Consider the following 20,093-nt stretch of genomic DNA (forward strand, 5'->3'; position numbering starts at 1 on the left):
ACCGGCGCGAGGACGGCAGCTTCCTGTGTGGTCCCTGCGCTCCCGGGCCCCAGTACCAGTGCGTCCGCTGCGGAAACCACGGAAAGGCACACCAGCACAGCGAGGATGGCCCTCTGTGCGCATCGTGCTACCAGTCGCCGCCGCGGCTCTGCGGCATCTGCGGGGAGGTCCGCCAGATCTGGGCCCGTGCGGACGACAGCCGTCCGGACACCTGCGTCGGCTGCTATCGCGGCCGGCTCGGCGAATGCAGCGTCTGCGGTCGCCTTCGACACGGGCACCGCGTGGGTGGAAAAGCCTTCCACTGCAACTCCTGCCAGCCCAAATCCGTCAGGCGATGCGACGACTGCGGGAAATCCCGGCAAGTGCAGGTCGTATGGCCGATCGGCACCGTCTGCAATTCCTGCTACGAGCGCCGCAGGAGCAATCCGATGCCGTGCTCAGCCTGCGGCACCACCCGCGTCCTGGTCGGCCGCGCGCCGGCGGGCGGAGACCTCTGCGGGCCGTGCTCCGGCGAGGACACCCTCGACTTCGCCTGCCGCCGCTGTGCTTTCCCCGGGGACATCTACAAGGACGGCAACTGCGCGCGATGCGTCCTCAGCGACCGTGTCCATGACCTCCTCGGCCACGAGGACGGGGCGATCCCGCACCAGCTCAGCCCACTGGCAGAGAGGCTCATCGCGGCCGTGAAGCCGAAATCGGTGCTGGGTTGGCTCCGCCGGAGCCCCTCCGCCAGGTTGCTGATCGACCTGGCGGCCCAGCGGGCCGAAATCACCCACGAGCTACTGGACGGACTGCCCCAGGACCCCAGCACGCGCTACATCCGTGAAGTCCTGGTGGCCGCAAAGATCCTTCCAACCCGTCAGGAGAACCTTGCTCGCCTGGAACTGTGGCTCGACAGCGTGCTCGCTGCACTCCCACGGCACCAGCTCGTCATCATCCGCCCCTTCGCCGAATGGAGCGTGGTCCGCGACGCACGCCGGCGAGCGGCTCGCGGCCGCTACACAGCCGGAGCCGCCACTGCCGACCGCGTCGACATCCGAGTCGCTATCGAGTTCCTGAACTGGCTCGATACACAGGACCTCAACCTGGGCACACTCACCCAATCCCACGTGGACCTGTGGATCGTCGAGCATCCCACCCGGTTTCGTGGATTCGGCTCGTTCATCCGTTGGACCTCCCGCCGCCGACTGACCAGCAAGATCAATATTCCGACACGGAAGCACACCCTCGCCGCGCAGTTCCACAGCAGCGACGAGCACCACGAACAGCTCCGCCGCTGCCTCAACGACGACGCCATCCCGCTTGAACTGCGCGTCTCGGGCGCCCTCGTTCGCCTCTACGCACTCCCCGTCACCCGGATCGTCGAACTCACCACTGACAAGTTCCACCGCGACGACACCGGTGCCTACCTCACCTTCGACCGTCACCCCGTCCTGTTGCCGCCCAAGCTGGCCCGTCTCGTCGAACAGCAGATCGCCCGGCCAAGTCGCACATCGACCCTGCAGACGCCCTCGGCCAGAAGCGGTTTCCTGCTACCAGGAAAGCCTCCCAGTCGCCCCCGAAACGCGGCAGGCCTCCAAAAGCAGATGAGGCAGCATGGGCTGCCGGTCATCGCCGCCCGCAACACGGCCATGATCGAAGCAGCGACCGACCTTCCGCCCATCGTGATCAGCGACCTCTTTGGCCTCCACCCCAGCACCGCCCACGCCTGGGCCCAGTACGCCAACGACAGCTGGGCTGACTACCTCGCTGCCTGCCAGGACGCTGAATAGCGCAGGGTCAGAACACTGCCTCTTCCCCAGTCGGCGACACCCTCGCCGTCTGCGAGGTCAAGACCCGCACCGAGCACGGCTTCCAGAGCCCGGCCGAGGCCGTCGACAGCGTCAAGGCCGCTCGGCTGGCGCTGCTCGCCGAACGCTGGCTCAGCGAGCGCTGGCAGGCCCCGCCACCGCCCGGCGGGGTCCGGATCGACCTGGTCAGCGTGGTGCACCGGCCGCGCGGCGCGGCCCGGGTCGAGCACCTCCCCGGGGCGGTGGGCTGAGGTGGCCTTCGCCCACACCGGCTCGGTGGCCCTGCTCGGGGTCGACGGCGTGGTGGTCGAGGTCCAGGCCGACCTGGAGCCGGGCGTCGCCGCCTTCACCATCGTCGGTCTGCCCGACAAGGCCCTCAGCGAGGCCAGGGACCGGGTCAGGGCGGCCGTGGTCAACTCCGGCGAGAAGTGGCCCCAGCGCAAGCTCACGGTGGGCCTCTCGCCCGCCTCGGTGCCCAAGAGCGGCAGCGGGTTCGACCTCGCCATCGCCTGCGCGGTGCTCGCCGCCGCCGAGCGGCTGGATCCGGCGGCCATCGCGAAACTGCTGCTGATCGGCGAGCTGGGTCTGGACGGCCGGGTCCGCCCGGTGCGCGGGGTGCTGCCCGCGGTCCTGGCCGCCGCCGACGCCGGATACGACCAGGTCGTCGTCCCCCGGCAGACCGCCGCCGAGGCGGCGCTGGTGCCCGGCGTCACCGTGCACGGCGTGCAGACGCTCCGTCAGCTGATCGCCCTGCTGACCGGTCAGCCGCTGCCCGAGGACGAACCGGGCCCCGAGACCCGCGGCCTGCCCGACAACGCCCTGGCGGGGCTCTCACTGCCCGGCCTGGGCGTGCGCAGCCGCGCCGACGAGGCCGACCTTCGCGACCTGTCCGACGTCGCCGGGCAGGACCAGGCCCGGCACGCCCTGGAGATCGCCGCCGCCGGCGGGCACCACCTGTTCCTCAAGGGGCCGCCAGGAGCAGGAAAAACCATGCTGGCCGAACGCTTCCCCGGCATCCTGCCGCCGCTCACCGAGCAGGAGGCGCTGGAGGTCACCGCCGTGCACTCGATCGCCGGGCTGCTCCCGGCCGGGCGCCCGCTGCTCCGGGCGGCCCCCTACTGCGCCCCGCACCACTCCACCACGATGCCGGCCATCGTCGGCGGCGGCAGCGGCCTGCCGCGCCCCGGCGCGGTCTCGCTGGCCCACCGCGGCGTGCTGTTCCTGGACGAGGCCCCGGAGTTCCCGGTCCGGGTGCTGGACGCGCTGCGGCAGCCGCTGGAGTCGGGCGAGGTGGTGGTGGCCCGCTCGGCGGGGTCGCTGCGGCTGCCCGCCAGATTCCTGCTGCTGCTCGCGGCCAACCCCTGCCCCTGCGGCCGCTGGTCCCGGCGCGGCGAGGGCTGCGACTGCTCGGCGGCCACGGTCAGCCGCTACCAGAACCGGCTCTCCGGGCCGCTGCTCGACCGGGTCGACCTCCGGGTCGAGGTGGACGCCGTCACCCGGCTGGAACTCATGGACCGGGACGCCGTCGCCGAGAGCACCGCGGTCGTCGCCGCCCGGGTCCTGGCCGCCAGGGAACGGGCCGCGGCCCGGCTCAGGGACACGCCCTGGCGCACCAACGGCGAGGTCCCCGGCCATGAGCTGCGGACCAGGTGGCGGCTCGCCCCAGGGGCGCTCCAGGACGCCGAACGGGACATGGAGCGCGGGTTCCTCACCGCCCGGGGCCTGGACCGGGTGCTGCGCGTCGCCTGGACCACCGCCGACCTCGCCGGGATCGACCGCCCCGGCCGCGACGAGGTCCGCACCGCGCTCACCCTCCGCACCGGCTTCCAGCGCGGGGTGCCGGCCCCGGGCCGCTGAGCGCCACCCCGGTCGACCCTCGTCGCCTTGGTCGACCCCCGGCACCTCCGGTCGACCCGCGTCACCTCCGGTCGACCCGCGTCACCCACGTCAACCCTCGTCACCCCCCGTCCCGAGGCAGGTTTCCTTGCTGACCCAACCCCCGACCCAGCCGCTGTCGGAGGCCCATCTCCTGTCGGAGGCCCGAACCCTTCCGGACGCCGAGCGCCTCGCCAGAGCCCTGCTCTGCCGGATCGTCGAGCCCGGCGACGAGGGCGCCGGGGTGCTGCTCCAGCGCCACGGGGCGGTGGAGACCGCCGAGCGGCTGGCCCGCGGCCGCGACCTCCCGGAGCAGCTGCACCGTAGGGCCGAGGGCTACCGCGCCCGCGCCGCGGCGGCGGACCCGGCGGCCGACCTGGAGCGGGCCGGGCAGCTCGGCACCCGGCTGGTCTGCCCCGGCGACCAGGACTGGCCGACCCAGCTGGACGACCTCGGCCCGACCCGGCCGACCGCCCTCTGGGTCCGCGGCGACGCCTCGCTGCGGCTGCTGGCGCTGCGATCCGTCGCCATGGTCGGGGCCAGGGCGTGCACTGCCTACGGCGCCCGTGTCGCCGCCGAGTTGAGCGCCGAACTCGCCGACGCCGCCTGGGTGGTGGTGTCCGGCGGGGCCTATGGCATCGACGCCGCCGCGCACCGCGGCGCGCTCTCCGCCACCGGGGTCACCATGGGGGTGCTCGCCTGCGGCGTCGACGAGGTCTATCCGCGCGGCCACACCACCCTGCTCGGACGGATCGCCGAACAGGGGCTGCTGATCAGCGAACTCCCGTTGGGCGCCCACCCCACCAGGCCCAGGTTCCTGCTCCGCAACCGGGTCATCGCCGCGCTCACCAGGGGCACCGTCGTGGTCGAAGCCGCCCGCCGCAGCGGCGCGTTGAGCACGGCGCGCCGGGCCAGGGACCTGAACCGGCTGGTGATGGGGGTGCCTGGGCCGGTCACCAGCGAACTCTCGACCGGGGTCCACGCGTTGCTGCGCTCCGGAGCGGCTCTGGTCACCGATGCCGCCGAGATCATCGAGCTGGTCGGCGGGATCGGCGCGGATCTGGCCCCGACGCGCCGAGGGCCGATGCTTCCTCGCGACGCCCTGCACGGCGATGCGCTGCAGGTGCTGGAGGCGCTGCCGGCACGCCCGCTCGGCGCCCCGCTGACCGGCCTGGTCCGGGAGTCCGGTCTGCCGCCGGACGCTGTGCTGCAACGCCTCTACGAGCTCGGCTCGCTGGGCCTGGTGGAACGCTGCGGCTCGCACTGGAGGCTCGTCTGAACGTTCCCACGCCGTCACCGCGACCCAACCGCGACCCACCTGATCGAGCGAGCGCCCGTTGTGCATAGCTCTCGGAGAGCACTCGGTCACGCTACGCTCACAACCGCTCGGCCGAACGCGGCCGGTGGATCAGCAGAACGGCACTAGACGACGAATGCCCATGTACTCCAGCTTCCCCGGGGAAGAGCCCCGCGCCGCCGGCGAGCGCCCCCGACCGGCGCGCGCCCGGCGGGTGGCAACCCAGGGCGAAGCCCAGTACATCCCCGGCGCCCGCACCCGTACCCAACCCGCCCTCACCACGACCGTCCCGCACCCGGCCCCCCAGACCGCGCCGGCGACCGCGCCCGCTGTCGCCGCCGCACCGGCTGTGGTCGAGTCCGCTGTCGCCGAGCCCATTGCGGCCGAGCCCGTTGTGCCCGAGCCCGCCGGCGGACCCTGCGCGGCCGAGCCCGCCGCTGTCGCGAAGGTGTCCCCGCCGTCCCGGCGCGCTCTGGACGACCTCTGGCGCGCCTACAAGGCCCACGGCGACCCGCGGCTGCGGGAGCAGCTGATCCTCCACTACTCGCCGCTGGTCAAGTACGTCGCGGGCCGGGTCGGGGTGGGCCTGCCCGCCAACGTCGAGCAGGCGGACTTCGTCTCCTCCGGGGTGTTCGGACTGATCGACGCGATCGAGAAGTTCGATCCGGAGCGCGCGATCAAGTTCGAGACCTATGCCATCAGCCGCATCCGCGGCGCGATCATCGACGAACTGCGGGCGCTCGACTGGATCCCGCGCTCGGTCCGGCAGAAGGCCCGCGCCGTCGAACGCGCCTACGCCACCCTTGAGGTCACTCTCAAGCGGACCCCCAACGACCCCGAGGTCGCCGCCGAGATGGGGATCGCCCTCGACGATCTGCACACCATCTTCAGTCAGCTCTCCCTCGCCAATGTCGTCGCCCTGGACGAACTGCTGCACCCCGGAGGGGAGAGCGGCGACCGGGTCAGCCTGGTGGACACCCTGGTGGACAACGCCGCGGACAACCCGGTGGAGGTGGCCGAGGGCCGTGAGCTGCGCCGACTGCTGGCCCGGGCCATCAACACCCTCCCGGACCGGGAGAAGACCGTGGTCAGCCTCTACTACTACGAGGGCCTGACCCTGGCCGAGATCGGGCAGGTGCTGGGCGTCACCGAGAGCCGGGTCAGCCAGATCCACACCAAGGCCGTGCTCCAGCTCCGCGCCAAGCTCTCCGACGCCCGCTGACCGCGCCCGGTCCGTCCCGCCGAGGTCCCTCCCGCCGAGGTCCCGTCCACCGCGCCGGGTCCGTCCACCGCCCTGTGTCTATGCTGGTGCCGTGCCGAAGATCCGAGCCGCCACCCTGGCCGAGCATCGCCGGCTCCAGCGCGACGCCCTGCTGGAGGCGGCCCGTGGGCTGCTCGCCGAGGACGGGATGGAGGCGCTGACCTTCCCCGCGCTGGCCGCCCGGACCGGTCTGGCCCGCTCCTCCGTCTATGAGTACTTCCGCTCCCGTGCCGCCGTGGTCGAGGAACTGTGCGCGGTGGACTTCCCGGCCTGGGCCGCCGAGATCGTGGAGGCCGTCGCCGTCGCCGAGACCCCGCAGCAGCGGGTGGAGGCGTACGTACGGACCCAGTTGACCTTGGCCGGAGACCCCCGCCACCGCGCTCTGGCCGCCATCTCCGCAGGTGAGCTGGACGATGCTGCCCGCGAGCGGATCCGCGCCTCGCACGGCCGGTTCGTCGGCCTGGTGGTCAGCGCCCTGGCCGAACTGGGCCACCAGCAGCCGGGACTGACCGCGGTGCTGGTGCAGGGCATCGTCCAGGCCGCGGTCAAGCGGCTGGAACTGGGCGCGGCCGAGGACCCCGCGGTCATCACCGAGGCCACCGTCGCCCTGGTCCTCCGCGGTGTGGTGGACCCGCCCGCGCTCTGACTCCGCGGCTGACTCCTCAGCCGGCCCTGCGACTGCCCTCGCAGCGGAAGCAGCCGGGCCCGTCCCGGCCCCAGCAGGGCCAGCGGATCCAGATAGCGGTGCGCCCGCAGCAGCCCCCAGTGCAGACAGCTCGCCGGACAGTGCCCCGCTCCGGCCCCACCCGCTCCGGCCCCGCCCGTGCCGACCTCCGCGACCGTGCCGATCACCTGTCCGGGGGCCGCCGCCGCCCCCTGCTTCAGCAGCGCCCGCACCGGTTGGTAGGTGGTCCGCAACGGCGGCTCCCCGGTGCCGGGATGGGTGACCGCGACCACCCCCACCCCCGCGATCACCCCGGCGAAGGTCACCGTCCCGCCCCGCACCGCCCGGACCGGGGTGCCGGCCGGGGCGGCCAGATCCACCCCGCGGTGCCCGGCGACCCAGGGCTGCGGCGGCGGGTCGAACCGCCTCAGTACGTCCGCCATGGACCCACCGGTCGGCAGCGGCAGCACCAGCGCGGGCAGCGGCAGCAGCGAGGCCGGCCCCGGCGAGGGCGGAAGCGACCCGTGCCCGGAGGCGTGGGCGCGCTGCCCCGGCGGGCCGAGGGCGGTCATGGCGACCCCGAGCAGCAGGCCCAGGACCAGCAGCAGGATCCGCCGCCCGTCGGGCATCGGCGGTCGGGACGGCGGGCCGAGCGAGTGCGGGTCCAGCGAATCGAGTGTGTTCATGGGGCGACTCTCCTCGCCCCGGCAGCCCCACCCGCCCTCTCCCGCACGGCCTGTGGACAACCCGGGGGCTGTGCATAACTTCCTCACCCGCAGGGGTGAGCACGGGCAGGGGGAACTGCCCCGAACGCTGGTCGTCCGCCGTCCGGCGATTCCCGTACACTTCAGTGGCGACCCGGCGTGCTGGGTCGACTTCGCACGCCCTGCCACCGGTGTTTCGGCTTGTTCCCACCCCGGTGAAGTGCCACTCGGTCCGTCAAGGCCCGGCACGGTCAGAGCGTCAGGCGTGGCGGCCCACCGGCCGCCACGGACAACCGAGAAACCTAGGAGCACGGCCATGGCCGTCGTCACGATGCGGGAGCTGCTTGAGAGCGGCGTCCACTTCGGTCACCAGACCCGTCGTTGGAACCCGAAGATGAAGCGCTTCATCTTCACGGAGCGCAACGGCATCTACATCATCGACCTGCTGCAGTCGCTGAACTACATCGACCGCGCCTTCGAGTTCGTCAAGGAGACGGTCGCCCACGGCGGCAGCGTCCTCTTCGTCGGCACCAAGAAGCAGGCGCAGGAAGCCATCGCCGAGCAGGCCACCCGCGTGGGCATGCCCTACGTCAACCAGCGCTGGCTCGGTGGCATGCTCACCAACTTCCAGACCGTCTACAAGCGCCTTCAGCGGATGAAGGAGCTCGGCGAGATCGACTTCACGGATGTGCCGGCCTCCGGTCTCACCAAGAAGGAGCTCCTGGTCCTCGAGCGCGAGCACACCAAGCTCGAGAAGACCCTCGGCGGTATCCGCGACATGCAGCGCGTGCCGTCCGCCGTGTGGATCGTCGACACCAAGAAGGAGCACATCGCCGTCGGCGAGGCTCGCAAGCTGAAGATCCCGGTCGTCGCGATCCTGGACACCAACTGCGACCCCGACGAGGTCGACTACAAGATCCCCGGCAACGACGACGCCATCCGCTCGGTCACCCTGCTGACCCGCGTGATCGCCGACGCCGTGGCCGAGGGCCTGATGGCCCGCTCGGGTGCCGCCAAGGGCGACGCCAAGGTCGACTCGGCCGCCGACCAGCCGCTCGCCGACTGGGAGCGCGAGCTGCTCGTCGAGGGCGAGAAGAAGGCCGACGAGGCCCCCGCCGCCGACGCTGCCGCTGAGGCCGTCGTCGCCGACGCCCCCGTGGCCGAGCCCGTCGCCGAGGTCGAGGCCCCCGCCGCGGAGGCCGTCGAGGCTCCCGCCGAGGCCGCTGCCCCCGAGGCCGAGGTCGAGGCGCCTGCCGCCGAGGCCCCCGCCGCCGAGGCCGACCAGGCCTGACGACTTCAGGGCGAGGGGTACGGCGGCACCCGCCGGCGTACCCCTCGCATCGTGTCCGGTGTCCGAGCCCCAGACCGGGGTCCGGACACCGGGCCACCTCAGACCGACACACGCGAGAAGGACTGAAGAAGAATGGCGAACACCACCGCCGCGGACGTCAAGAAGCTCCGTGAGCTCACCGGTGCCGGAATGATGGACTGCAAGAAGGCGCTGGACGAGGCCGAGGGCAACGTCGACAAGGCCGTCGAGCTGCTCCGCATCAAGGGCCAGAAGGGCGTCGCCAAGCGCGAGGGCCGTGACGCCTCCAACGGCGCCGTCGTCTCCCTGCTCGAGGGCGGCAACTCCGGCGTCCTGGTCGAGCTCAACTGCGAGACCGACTTCGTCGCCAAGGGCGGCCGCTTCGTGGAGGTCGCCAACGCGCTGGCCGCCCACGTCGCCGCCACCTCCCCGGCCGACCTCGAGGCCGCGCTGGCCAGCGAGATCCAGCCCGGCAAGACCGTCCAGGAGTTCGTGGACGAGGCCAACGCGGGCCTGGGCGAGAAGATCGTCTTCCGTCGCTTCGCCCAGTTCACCGGTGGCGCGTACGTCGCGGCGTACATGCACCGCACCGACCCCGACCTGCCGCCGGCCATCGGCGTGCTGGTCGAGCTCGACCAGGAGAACGCGGAGATCGCCAAGGACGTCGCGCAGCACATCGCCGCCTTCGCCCCCAAGTTCCTCTCCCGCGAGGACATCCCGGCCGAGGCGCTGGAGAGCGAGCGCCGCATCGCCGAGGCGACCGCGCGCGAGGAGGGCAAGCCCGAGGCCGCCCTGCCCCGCATCGTCGAGGGCCGGGTCACCGGCTTCGTCAAGGAGAACTCGGTTCTCGAGCAGGCGTTCGCCAAGGACAGCAAGAAGACCGTCCAGAAGGTCCTGGACGAGGCCGGCGTCAAGCTGGTCCGTTTCGCCCGCTTCCGCGTCGGCGCCTGACCTTCCGAGGTCTGCGGAGGACGCCCGATCGGGGTGTCCGCCCATACGATGTGAGGCGTGAAAGACGACGAGGAGGCCATTGCCGTGCAGGGACCCGTTCCGGTGCCTGCGGTGGTGGCCTCCTCTCGTACGCGTGCTCGCACCAGTTCATGCACCAGCAGGAGGAGTCGATGCCCATGACCGCCGAAGCCGCCGAAGAGAGTCCGCGTCGCCGCGTGCTGCTCAAGCTTTCCGGTGAGGCGTTCGCCGGCGGAGGCGGCCTGGGCGTGGACCCCGACGTCGTCCATGCCATCGCCCGGGAGATCGCCACCGTGGTCCGCGGCGGTACCGAGGTCGCCATCGTGATCGGCGGCGGCAACTTCTTCCGCGGCGCCGAACTGCAGGTACGCGGGATGGACCGGGCCCGCTCGGACTACATGGGCATGCTCGGCACGGTGATGAACTGCCTGGCGCTGCAGGACTTCCTGATGAAGGAAGGCATCGAGACCAGGGTCCAGACCGCCATCACCATGGGCCAGGTCGCGGAGCCGTACCTGCCGCTGCGAGCGGTGCGGCACCTGGAGAAGGGCCGCGTCGTGATCTTTGGCGCCGGCATGGGCATGCCCTACTTCTCCACCGACACCACCGCTGTGCAGCGCGCTCTCGAGGTCCACGCCGAGGTGCTGCTGATGGGGAAGAACGGGGTCGACGGGGTCTACGACTCCGACCCCAAGTCCAACCCGGACGCGGTCAAGTTCGACACCCTGGAATACTCCGAGGTGATTGCTCGGGATCTCAAGGTCGCGGACCTCACCGCGATCACGCTCTGCAAGGACAACAACCTTCCCATCCTGGTCTTCGAACTGCTCGCCGAGGGCAACATCGCCCGCGCCGTCCGCAGTGAGAAGATCGGCACGTTGATCTCCGGGGAGTCGGCCCAGCGCTGACCCGCCCCGGTACACGCGTACGTAGTGCCCGCACCGCAGGAGTCGAGACCGGGTAGCACCGGACAGGAGCACATTGTGATCGAAGAGACCCTCCTTGAGGCCGAGGAGAAGATGGAGAAGGCCGTCGCCGTCGCCAAGGACGACTTCGCCGCGATCCGTACCGGCCGTGCGCACCCGGCGATGTTCAGCAAGATCGTCGCTGAGTACTACGGCGCGGTGACCCCGATCAACCAGCTGGCGTCGTTCTCGGTGCCGGAGCCCCGGATGGCGATCGTCTCGCCGTTCGACAAGACCTCGCTCCGGGTCATCGAGGAAGCCATCCGCAACTCGGACCTGGGCGTCAACCCGTCCAATGACGGGTCGATCATCCGGGTGAACTTCCCGCAGCTCACCGAGGAGCGCCGGCGCGACTACATCAAGGTCGCCCGCACCAAGGGCGAGGACGCCAAGATCTCCATCCGCGCGGTGCGCCGCAAGGCCAAGGAGATCCTGGACAAGCTCAACAAGGACGGCGAGGCCGGCGAGGACGAGGTGCGCCGCGCCGAGAAGGAGCTCGAAGACGTCACCGCGCGCTATGTGACGCAGGTCGACGAACTCCTCAAGCACAAGGAAGCCGAGCTCCTCGAGGTCTGATGAACGACGACTCCTTCTGGGGGCCCGCTTCTGGCAACAGTGGCGCCGCGGCCCGAGCGCAGGGCCACGGGATACCCCCTGAGGGAGAACCTCCGGCAGGCCCCGCCCCTATGGATGCCACCACGGTGATGCCGCCGGTGGTCGACGGACCGGTTCCTCCCCACTGGGGGGACCGGCCCTCGGCCACTCGCAGCAGTCCCCGCTGCACCCCGGCCCGGGTATGGCGCAGACTCACCCCATGGCCAGCCAGTATCCAGCACCGGAACGTTTCTCCGGGCCGGCGCCCGGTTCCGCACCGGGTGCCCAGCCGGGCGTGCAGCCTGGTGTCCAGGAGCCGGCCGCCACCCGCCTCAGCGGGCCGCTGTTCCGCGACGACCCCGAGGCGCCGCCGATGTCCCCGCAAGCACCGCTCCCCGACCCCGCGACCGGCCCTGTGCCCGGCCACGCGCCCGCGCCCCCCGCCCCCAAGGGCGGTCGTGATCTGCGCGCCGCGATCGGTGTCGGCCTCGGCCTCGGCGTGGTCGTGGTGGCCTCCCTCTTCGTGGTGAAGTGGCTGTTCGTCGGGGTGGTCGCCGCTGTCGTGGTGATCGGCATGTGGGAGCTGACCAGCCGGCTCGCGGAGAGCAAGGGCATCAGCGTGCCCCGCCCGCCGCTGGCCGTCGGCGGTATCGGGATGCTGGTCGCCGCCTATCTCGGCGGACCGCAGGCGGCCCTGGTCGCCCTCGCGCTCACTTGTCTCGCGGTGCTGGTCTGGCGGATGAGCGAACCGCCGGAGGACTACCTGCGGGATGTCACCGCGGGCATCTTCACCGCCTTCTACGTCCCCTTCCTGGCCACTTTCGTGATGCTGCTGCTGGCAGCGGACGACGGCCCGCGCCGGGTGGTGCTGTACCTGGTGCTGACCGTCTGCAGCGACACCGGCGCGTACGCGGCGGGCTCGCGCTTCGGCAAGACCAAGCTCGCCCCCCGGATCAGCCCCGGCAAGACCCGCGAGGGCCTGGTCGGCGCGGTCCTGCTGTGCATGCTGGTCGGCGCCCTCGGGATGGACCTGATGATCGATCAGGGCAGCTGGTGGCAGGGCCTGATCCTGGGCGCCTGCGTCGCGGTCAGCGCCACCCTGGGCGACCTCGGCGAGTCGATGATCAAACGTGACCTGGGCATCAAGGACATGGGCACCCTGCTCCCCGGCCACGGCGGCCTGATGGACCGGCTGGACTCGCTGCTGCCCACCGCCCCGGTGGTCTGGCTGGTCCTGGTCGGCTTCGTCGGCGCCGGCTGACCGCGCGCTCCGGCGCCCCGCTCATCCAGGACGCTCCCGCCCCACCGGGCCCGGCCCCCGCAAGGGCGCCGGGCCCGCTGCTTTCCCCCGCTCTCCCGTCCCTTTCCCGCCGCTTTTCGAGTCACCGCCGCCGACCTGCGACACTGGGGGAATCATGCCTACACCCATTCCCGGTGAACTCACCTTTGTCGCGCCGCGTGGCGCCAAGCCCCCGCGCCACCTTGCCGACCTCACTGCGCTGGAGCGCCGTGAGGTGGTCGCCGAGCTGGGCGAGAAGCCCTTCCGTGCCGACCAGCTCTCGCGCCAGTACTTCTCCCGCCTCGCCGCGACCCCGGACGAGTGGACGGACATTCCCGCCGCCTCCCGGGCCAAGCTCGGCGAGGCGCTGCTGCCCGAGCTGATGTCGGTGGTGCGCAATGTCTCCTGCGACGACGACGCCACCCGCAAGACGCTGTGGAAGCTCTTCGACGGCGTGCTCGTCGAGTCCGTGCTGATGCGCTACCCCGACCGGGTGACCATGTGCATCAGCTCGCAGGCCGGCTGCGGGATGAACTGCCCGTTCTGCGCCACCGGCCAGGCCGGGCTGACCCGGAACCTCTCCACCGGCGAGATCGTCGAGCAGATCGCCGCCGGAATGCGGTCGATCAAGAACGGCGAGTTCGGCGCGGACGGCTCCGGCGAGGCCGGTGCGGTGCGGCTGAGCAATGTGGTCTTCATGGGCATGGGCGAGCCGCTGGCCAACTACAAGCGGGTCATCGCCGCGATCCGCCGGCTCACCGACCCGGCCCCCGGCGGCTTCGGCCTCTCCCAGCGCGGCATCACCGTCTCCACGGTCGGCCTGGTCCCGGCGATCAACCGGCTCGCCGACGAGGAGATGAGCGTCCGGCTCGCGGTCTCGCTGCACGCGCCGGACGACGAGCTGCGCGACACCCTGGTCCCGGTGAACACCCGCTGGCGGGTGGCCGAGGTCCTGGACGCGGCCTGGGCCTACGCCGAGCGCTCCGGGCGCCGGGTCTCCATCGAGTACGCGCTGATCAAGGACATCAACGACCAGGCCTGGCGCGCCGACCTGCTGGGACGGATGCTCAAGAACCACCGGGCGCACGTCAACCTGATCCCGCTCAATCCCACCCCCGGCTCCAAGTGGACGGCCTCCCGCCCCGAGGACGAGCGGGAGTTCGTCCGGCAGCTCAAGCTGCACGGCGTCCCGGTCACCGTGCGCGACACCCGGGGCCAGGAGATCGACGGCGCCTGCGGCCAGCTGGCCGCGGCCGGCTAGTAGCCGCCAGGAAGGCAGCCGGCGCGGAACGGAACCCGGGTCATGAGTTGAGCGCGGCGGCTGCCAGGGCCGCCGCGCCGGCCCCGGCGCCCAGCACCACCACGGCCGCCGCGGTCGTCCGCAGCGCGGCCGTGCGCAGGAAGACCCCGCCGGCGGCTCCTATCCGCCGCAGCGAGGCGTGGGCCGACCGCCGGTCGACCACCAGCTCGGCCAGCCGGGTCAGCAGCGCCGCCAGGACGCAGACAGCCAGCAGCCCGGCCTCGATCCAGGTGACCGGCCCGGCCGAGTCGTGCCCGTGGGAGGACCGGACCAGCGCGACCACGCCCAGTGCGCCGCTGACCGCGAGCACCGCCAGCGGTGTGCCCAGCCGCCAGGACTCCGCCTGCAGTCCGCGTCCGGCCAGCAGCCGCACCGCCTGCGGACGTCCGGCGGCGAGCAGCCACCCCGCCGCGTAGAGCAGGGCCGGGACGGCGACCGCGATGCCGACGATGCCCAGCAGCCAGCCGGCCCTGACCGCCAGGTCGCCTCCGGCCCGCAGCCCGGCGGCCTCCATCGCCGCCCCGGCCAGCGGCAGCGCCAGGGCCACCGCCAGGTAGGGGGTGGAGGGCCGGGGCAGGTCCCGGTCCGCGTCGTCGCCGGGCAGCAGGTCGACCGAGCGCACCGCGGCGGCCGCGGCGAGGCCGCCGAGCAGCGGGACGATCGCCAGCAGCGTGGTGGTGCCGGCCGCGGGCAGCGCGAACCGGGTGCCGAGCGCCGGATCCAGCTGGGTGCCGGGCAGCAGCTCCAGCCAGTGGGCTCGCAGCACCAGGAATCCGCCGAGCGCCAGCAGCGCGCCGAACGCGCAGGCCAGCGCGGTCTCGCCGGCCAGCAGCAGCCGCATCCGGACCGGTCCCGCGCCCGCGGCGACCAGTCCGGCCACCCGTTCCCGGCGTTGCCGCGGCAGCGCGCGGGCCCAGCTGGCGGCGAGGTAACCGAGGCCGGCGAGCGCGGGCAGGCACCAGAGCAGCCGGTCGACGGACCCGTCGGCGCCGGTGGAATGAGTGGAAGGAGCGGTCAGCGCCCGGCCGAGGGCCCGCAGCAGCAGGGCGGTGACGGTGGCCGCGGTGATCGCGGTGACCAGCCAGCGGAGCAGGTCGAGGGTGCGGTACCCGCGGGCTAGACGGAGGTAGGGGAACACTGCTCCATCCCCTCCTCATGCGTGTCGAGAGGCGTGTCGAGAGGCGTGCCGAGCACCTGGTCGAGAGCCTGGTCCGAGAGCGTGTCCGGGATCCGCCCGGAGTCGGGACCGGAGTCGGGTCCGGAGGGTCCGGTGGCCCGCGGCGGACGCGCGGCCATCGCCTGGCGGGCCAGGACCGGGGCGGAGACCCGGCCGTCGGACATGGTCGTGACCCGGTCGGCGTAGCGGGCCAGGGTCGGGTCGTTGGTGGCCAGGACCAGGGTGATCCGGTGCGAGCGGGAGGCGGTGACCAGTATCCGCAGGATCTGGTCCCGGTCCTCGCGGTGCAGCGGCGCGGTGGGCTCGTCGGCGAAGACCACGGTCGGACGGTGCGCCAGGGCGCGGGCCACGGCGATCCGCTGCCGCTGGTCCTGGCGCAGGTCGGCGGGCCGGAGCCGGGCGCAGTCGGCGACGTCGAGGCGTTCCAGCCACTCGGCGGCGGCGGTGGCGGCCTCCTTGCGCGGCGCCCCGGACAGCAGCAGCGGCAGGGCCACGTTCTCACGTGCCGTCAGCTCCGGGACCAGCTGGGGCGCGGGGCCGACGTAGCCGAAGCGCTCGCGCCGCAGCCGCTCCCTGGCGGCGCGGCCGAGGGTGTGCACCGGGGCGCTGTTGAACCAGACCTCCCCCTCGTCGGCCGGGGTGAGTCCGCTGAGGCAGTCGAGCAGGGTGCTCTTGCCGCAGCCCCTGGGCCCGGTGACGGCCAGCACCTCGCCCTCCCGCACGCCCAGCGACACTCCCCGCAGCGCGGGCGTGCCGCGGTGCGTCTTCACCAGGGCCCGTGCCCACAGCACGTCGTTGTCCGGCGGGGCGAGGGTCACTGCCGTCCTCCAGGTCGTGATGATGGCTCACAGACTAGAACGAGTGATCAGCGTACGGGACACCACTGGGCGGCCCCGACATGTTGGTGTCGGGACCGCCCAGTGGCGAAATACGTGTCGCGGGGTCTGCGCGCCGGTGGTTACATCCGGTTCCAGGCCTCGGTGAGCACGGTGCGCAGGATGCCCTCGATCTCGTCGAAGGTGCCCTGGTCGGAGATCAGCGGCGGGGAGAGCTGGATGACCGGGTCGCCGCGGTCGTCGGCCCGGCAGTACAGGCCGTTCTCGTACAGCGCCTTGGAGACGTAGCCGTAGAGGATGCGCTCGCACTCGTCGTCGCTGAAGGTCTCCTTGGTGACCTTGTCCTTGACCAGCTCGATGCCGTAGAAGAACCCGTTGCCGCGGACGTCGCCGACGATCGGCAGGTCGAGCAGCTTCTCCAGGGTGGCCCGGAAGGCGTCCTCGTTGGCGAGGACGTGCTTGTTCAGGCCCTCGCGCTCGAAGATGTCCAGGTTGGTCAGCGCCACCGCGGAGGAGACCGGGTGGCCGCCGAAGGTGTAGCCGTGCAGGAAGGTGTTGTCGCCCTTGTAGAACGGCTCGGCGATCCTGTCCGAGATGATCGCCGCACCGATCGGGGAGTACCCGGAGGTCATGCCCTTGGCGCAGGTGATGATGTCGGGGATGTAGTCGAACTTGTCGCAGGCGAACATGGTGCCGAGCCGGCCGAAGGCGCAGATGGTCTCGTCCGACACCAGCAGCACGTTGTACTGGTCGCAGATCTCACGGACCCGCTGGAAGTATCCGGGCGGCGGCGGGAAACAGCCGCCGGCGTTCTGCACCGGCTCCAGGAACACCGCGCAGACCGTCTCCGGGCCCTCGAACAGGATCTCCTGCTCGATCTGGTCGGCGCACCAGCGGCCGTAGGCCTCGGGGTCGTCGCCGTAGATCGGGGCGCGGTAGATGTTGGTGTTGACGACCTTGTGGGCGCCCGGAACCAGCGGCTCGAACGGGGCCTTCAGAGCGGGCAGGCCGGTGATCGACAGGGCGCCCTGCGGGGTGCCGTGGTAGGCCACCGCGCGGGAGATCACCTTGTACTTGGTGTGCTCGCCGGTCAGCTTGAAGTACTGCTTGGCCAGCTTCCAGGCGGTCTCGACGGCCTCGCCGCCACCGGTGGTGAAGAAGACCTTGTTGAGGTCGCCGGGGGCGTAGTTCGCCAGCCGCTCGGCGAGCTCGACCGCGGAGGGGTGCGCGTAGCTCCAGATCGGGAAGAAGGCCAGCTTCTCGGCCTGCTTGCGCGCGGTCTCGGCCAGCTCGACGCGGCCGTGGCCGGCCTGGACCACGAACAGGCCGGAGAGGCCGTCCAGGTACTTGCGGCCGTTGGAGTCCCAGATGTAGGCGCCCTCACCGCGGACGATGGTGGGAACCGGGTTGTTCTCGTACGAGGACATCCTGGTGAAGTGCATCCAGAGATGGTCGTAGGCGGTCTTCGAAAGGTCCTTGGTTGCCGGGTCGGCGCTCATCGGGTACCCCAGGTGTAGGTCTGTTTCCGTAGCTTCAGGTAAACGAAGCTTTCGGTTCTCCGCACGCCGGGAAGCGCGCGGATACGCTTGTTGATCAGTTCGAGAAGGTGTTCGTCGTCCTCGCAGACCAGCTCGGCCAGCAGGTCGAACGAGCCTGCGGTCACGACGACGTAGTCCACCTCGTCCATGGCGGCCAGCGCGTCGGCGACCGGCTCCATGTCGCCCTCGACGTTGATGCCGACCATCGCCTGCCGGGTGAAGCCCACGGTCAGCGGGTCGGTCACGGCGACGATCTGCATGACGCCCTGGTCGAGGAGCTTCTGGACCCGCTGGCGTACCGCCGCCTCGGACAGGCCCACGGCCTTGCCGATGCTTGCGTACGGCCGTCGGCCGTCCTCCTGGAGCTGCTCGATGATCGCCTTGGAGACGGCGTCGAGGGGAACACTGCCGTTCCGTTCACGGTTGGCCACGTCCGCCACCCTGCCCTATCGGGCGCTGGTTCGCAAGGGAATCCGTCGCGATCGGATGAAAAACGTGCTGATTCCATTGTTCTTACGGCGCGGACCTGCCGATAACCACCGCGACGGGGCTAGGCTGGGCAGCGCCGGGTACGCCGGCGAGCTGGAAACCGAGGAGAGGTCCCCGTGAGCGAGCTTCAGACGCTGCGCAACTACATCAACGGCGCGTTCACCGACGCCGCCGACGGCCGCACCACCGAGATCGTCGACCCGACGACCGGTACGGCGTACGCCACCGCGCCGCTCTCCGCCGAGGCCGACGTGGACGCGGCGATGAGCGCCGCCGCCGCCGCGTTCGAGTCCTGGCGGGACACCACCCCCTCGGTCCGCCAGCTGGCCCTGCTGAAGATCGCCGACGCGGTCGAGGCCCGGGCGGAGGAGCTGGTCGCCACCGAGTCGAAGAACACCGGCAAGCCGCTGGGGATCACCGCCTCGGAGGAGATCCCGCCGATGGTCGACCAGATCCGCTTCTTCGCGGGCGCGGCCCGGCTGCTCGAGGGCAAGTCCGGCGGCGAGTACATGGAGGGGCTGACCTCCTTCGTCCGCCGCGAGCCGGTGGGCGTCTGCGCCCAGGTCGCGCCGTGGAACTACCCGATGATGATGGCCGTGTGGAAGTTCGCCCCGGCCATTGCCGCGGGCAACACGGTGGTGCTCAAGCCCTCCGACACCACCCCGGCCTCCACCGTGCTGCTGGCCCAGATCATGGGCGAGATCCTCCCGGCCGGCGTCTTCAACGTGGTCTGCGGCGACCGCGAGACCGGTCGGCTGATGGTCGAGCACCCGACCCCGGCGATGGCCTCCATCACCGGCTCGGTCCGGGCCGGCATCCAGGTCGCGGCCTCCGCCGCCAAGGACGTCAAGCGGGTGCACCTGGAGCTGGGCGGCAAGGCCCCGGTCGTGGTCTTCGAGGACGCCGACATCGCCTCCGCCGTCGAGGGCATCTCGGTGGCCGGCTACTTCAACGCCGGCCAGGACTGTACCGCCGCCACCCGGGTGCTGGTGCACGAGGACATCCACGACGAGTTCGTCACCGCGCTGGCCAAGGCCGCCGCCGACACCAAGACCGGGCAGCCCGACGACGAGGACGTGCTCTACGGGCCGCTCAACAACGCCAACCAGCTGGCCCAGGTCACCGGCTTCATCGACCGCCTCCCGGCCCACGCCAAGGTGGAGGCGGGCGGCCACCGGGTCGGCGACGTCGGCTACTTCTACGCCCCGACCGTGGTGTCAGGGCTGAACCAGGACGACGAGATCATCCAGAACGAGGTCTTCGGCCCGGTCATCACCGTGCAGAAGTTCTCCACCGAGGCGGAGGCGATCGCCAACGCCAACGGTGTCGACTACGCCCTGGCGTCCTCGGTCTGGACCAAGGACCACTCCCGGGCTATGCGGCTGGCCAAGCGGCTCGACTTCGGCTGCGTGTGGATCAACACCCACATCCCGCTGGTCGCCGAGATGCCGCACGGCGGCTTCAAGAAGTCCGGCTACGGCAAGGACCTCTCCGCCTACGGCTTCGAGGACTACACCCGGATCAAGCACGTCATGACCTCCATCGAGGACTGACGCTCCGGTACGGGGGAGGGCCCGGACGCTTGCTGCGTCCGGGCCCTCGCTCCGTTCAGACGTCCCAGAGGAACCGGTGCGTGTGGATGCCGAAGTAGGGGAAGTTCTCCACCCGGGTCACCCCGTCGATCGGCCGCACCACGTCGTTGATGAAGTCCAGCAGCTCGCGCGGCTGATGGCAGACCACCTCGGCGAACAGGTCGAAGCCGCCCGAGGTCAGCACGCTGTAGACGACCTCCTCGCGCTGCCCGAGCAGATCCGCCACCGCCCGTGCGTCCCCGTCCACGGCGATGCCGAGCAGCGCCATGGCCTGGCCGCCCATCGCCATCGGGTCGGTGACCCCGACCACCTGCACCACCCGGGTGTCGACCAGCCGCTGCAGCCGTTGCCGCGCGGCGGAGGGGGAGAGGCCGACCTTGGGCCCGAGCTCGGCGTAGGGGATCCGGCCGTCGGTCTGGAGTTCGCGCAGGATGGCCCGGTCGATGTCGTCCAC

Annotated in this window: 18 protein-coding genes and 1 pseudogene; 13 read left to right on the forward strand and 6 right to left on the reverse strand. The window is 71.6% G+C overall.

The genetic code is table 11. The features are described from left to right. The first annotated feature begins 362 nt into the window (after positions 1-362). The 6 genes from ACXKR8_RS33890 (at position 363) to ACXKR8_RS33915 (ending at position 6,869) form a co-directional block, all read left to right on the forward strand. Entirely contained in the window at positions 363-1,772 is a 1,410-nt protein-coding gene (locus ACXKR8_RS33890; RefSeq protein WP_462099946.1) for a hypothetical protein, read from the forward strand. Further along, a complete protein-coding gene (locus ACXKR8_RS33895; RefSeq protein WP_458275151.1) occupies positions 1,769-2,041 on the forward strand; it encodes a YraN family protein in 273 nt (90 codons plus the stop codon). The genes ACXKR8_RS33890 and ACXKR8_RS33895 overlap by 4 nt, the downstream gene beginning before the upstream one ends. 1 nt (position 2,042) lies before the next feature. After that, positions 2,043-3,647 (forward strand): YifB family Mg chelatase-like AAA ATPase, encoded by a 1,605-nt coding sequence (locus ACXKR8_RS33900; protein WP_458268381.1) that lies wholly within the window; start codon positions 2,043-2,045, stop codon positions 3,645-3,647. Between the two features lie 130 nt (positions 3,648-3,777). Beyond that, a complete protein-coding gene (gene dprA / locus ACXKR8_RS33905) occupies positions 3,778-4,944 on the forward strand; it encodes a DNA-processing protein DprA (RefSeq protein WP_458275152.1) in 1,167 nt (388 codons plus the stop codon). 412 nt (positions 4,945-5,356) lie between these two features. Further along, entirely contained in the window at positions 5,357-6,184 is an 828-nt protein-coding gene (gene whiG, locus ACXKR8_RS33910) for an RNA polymerase sigma factor WhiG (RefSeq protein ID WP_458275153.1), read from the forward strand. Between the two features lie 115 nt (positions 6,185-6,299). After that, entirely contained in the window at positions 6,300-6,869 is a 570-nt protein-coding gene (locus tag ACXKR8_RS33915; RefSeq protein ID WP_458275154.1) for a TetR/AcrR family transcriptional regulator, read from the forward strand. 143 nt (positions 6,870-7,012) lie between these two features. Here ACXKR8_RS33915 and ACXKR8_RS33920 read toward each other — a convergent pair. After that, positions 7,013-7,909 (reverse strand): annotated as a pseudogene (locus ACXKR8_RS33920) (M23 family metallopeptidase); the annotation flags it as partial. Between ACXKR8_RS33920 and rpsB the strand changes: the two are divergent. The 6 genes from rpsB to rlmN all read left to right on the forward strand — a co-directional run bounded on the left by rpsB (position 7,908) and on the right by rlmN (position 13,968). Then, positions 7,908-8,882 (forward strand): 30S ribosomal protein S2, encoded by a 975-nt coding sequence (gene rpsB / locus ACXKR8_RS33925; RefSeq protein WP_458268382.1) that lies wholly within the window; start codon positions 7,908-7,910, stop codon positions 8,880-8,882. The pseudogene ACXKR8_RS33920 and the gene rpsB overlap by 2 nt on opposite strands. A gap of 132 nt (positions 8,883-9,014) precedes the next feature. Further along, on the forward strand, positions 9,015-9,851 hold the full coding sequence (tsf, locus tag ACXKR8_RS33930) for a translation elongation factor Ts (protein WP_458268383.1): 837 nt from the start codon (positions 9,015-9,017) through the stop codon (positions 9,849-9,851). Positions 9,852-10,021: 170 nt separating this feature from the next. After that, positions 10,022-10,777 (forward strand): UMP kinase, encoded by a 756-nt coding sequence (gene pyrH, locus ACXKR8_RS33935; protein ID WP_458268384.1) that lies wholly within the window; start codon positions 10,022-10,024, stop codon positions 10,775-10,777. A gap of 75 nt (positions 10,778-10,852) precedes the next feature. After that, entirely contained in the window at positions 10,853-11,410 is a 558-nt protein-coding gene (gene frr, locus ACXKR8_RS33940) for a ribosome recycling factor (protein WP_458268385.1), read from the forward strand. Positions 11,411-11,723: 313 nt separating this feature from the next. Continuing rightward, on the forward strand, positions 11,724-12,689 hold the full coding sequence (locus ACXKR8_RS33945) for a phosphatidate cytidylyltransferase (protein WP_462099947.1): 966 nt from the start codon (positions 11,724-11,726) through the stop codon (positions 12,687-12,689). Between the two features lie 154 nt (positions 12,690-12,843). Then, the gene (gene rlmN / locus ACXKR8_RS33950; RefSeq protein WP_458268387.1) at positions 12,844-13,968 is read left to right on the forward strand and encodes a dual-specificity RNA methyltransferase RlmN; all 1,125 of its coding nucleotides are present in this window, start codon (positions 12,844-12,846) and stop codon (positions 13,966-13,968) included. 40 nt (positions 13,969-14,008) lie between these two features. Here rlmN and ACXKR8_RS33955 read toward each other — a convergent pair whose 3' ends face one another. The 4 genes from ACXKR8_RS33955 to ACXKR8_RS33970 form a co-directional block, all read right to left on the reverse strand. Beyond that, positions 14,009-15,145, reverse strand: coding sequence for a hypothetical protein (locus ACXKR8_RS33955; protein ID WP_458268388.1), 1,137 nt, complete (start codon positions 15,143-15,145; stop codon positions 14,009-14,011). Continuing rightward, positions 15,124-16,002, reverse strand: coding sequence for an ABC transporter ATP-binding protein (locus ACXKR8_RS33960; RefSeq protein WP_458268389.1), 879 nt, complete (start codon positions 16,000-16,002; stop codon positions 15,124-15,126). The genes ACXKR8_RS33955 and ACXKR8_RS33960 overlap by 22 nt, the downstream gene beginning before the upstream one ends. A gap of 140 nt (positions 16,003-16,142) precedes the next feature. Further along, on the reverse strand, positions 16,143-17,519 hold the full coding sequence (locus tag ACXKR8_RS33965) for an aspartate aminotransferase family protein (protein ID WP_458268390.1): 1,377 nt from the start codon (positions 17,517-17,519) through the stop codon (positions 16,143-16,145). After that, a complete protein-coding gene (locus ACXKR8_RS33970; protein WP_380518410.1) occupies positions 17,516-17,989 on the reverse strand; it encodes an Lrp/AsnC family transcriptional regulator in 474 nt (157 codons plus the stop codon). The genes ACXKR8_RS33965 and ACXKR8_RS33970 overlap by 4 nt, the downstream gene beginning before the upstream one ends. Before the next feature lie 174 nt (positions 17,990-18,163). Between ACXKR8_RS33970 and ACXKR8_RS33975 the strand changes: the two genes are divergently transcribed. After that, a complete protein-coding gene (locus ACXKR8_RS33975; protein WP_458268391.1) occupies positions 18,164-19,600 on the forward strand; it encodes a gamma-aminobutyraldehyde dehydrogenase in 1,437 nt (478 codons plus the stop codon). A gap of 55 nt (positions 19,601-19,655) precedes the next feature. Here the strand turns inward: ACXKR8_RS33975 and ACXKR8_RS33980 are convergent, their stop codons facing one another. Then, on the reverse strand, positions 19,656-20,093 hold the full coding sequence (locus ACXKR8_RS33980) for an Lrp/AsnC family transcriptional regulator (RefSeq protein ID WP_458268392.1): 438 nt from the start codon (positions 20,091-20,093) through the stop codon (positions 19,656-19,658).

It is taken from the genome of Streptacidiphilus sp. PAMC 29251 (assembly GCF_054208735.2).

What these genes read in the sequence shown, in the direction of transcription:
- rpsB (WP_458268382.1), top strand. Translation starts at nt 7,908, where the DNA reads ATGGCCGTCGTCACGATGCGGGAGCTGCTTGAGAGCGGCGTCCACTTC.
- ACXKR8_RS33965 (WP_458268390.1), bottom strand. Translation starts at nt 17,519, where the DNA reads ATGAGCGCCGACCCGGCAACCAAGGACCTTTCGAAGACCGCCTACGAC.
- rlmN (WP_458268387.1), top strand. Translation starts at nt 12,844, where the DNA reads ATGCCTACACCCATTCCCGGTGAACTCACCTTTGTCGCGCCGCGTGGC.
- tsf (WP_458268383.1), top strand. Translation starts at nt 9,015, where the DNA reads ATGGCGAACACCACCGCCGCGGACGTCAAGAAGCTCCGTGAGCTCACC.
- pyrH (WP_458268384.1), top strand. Translation starts at nt 10,022, where the DNA reads ATGCCCATGACCGCCGAAGCCGCCGAAGAGAGTCCGCGTCGCCGCGTG.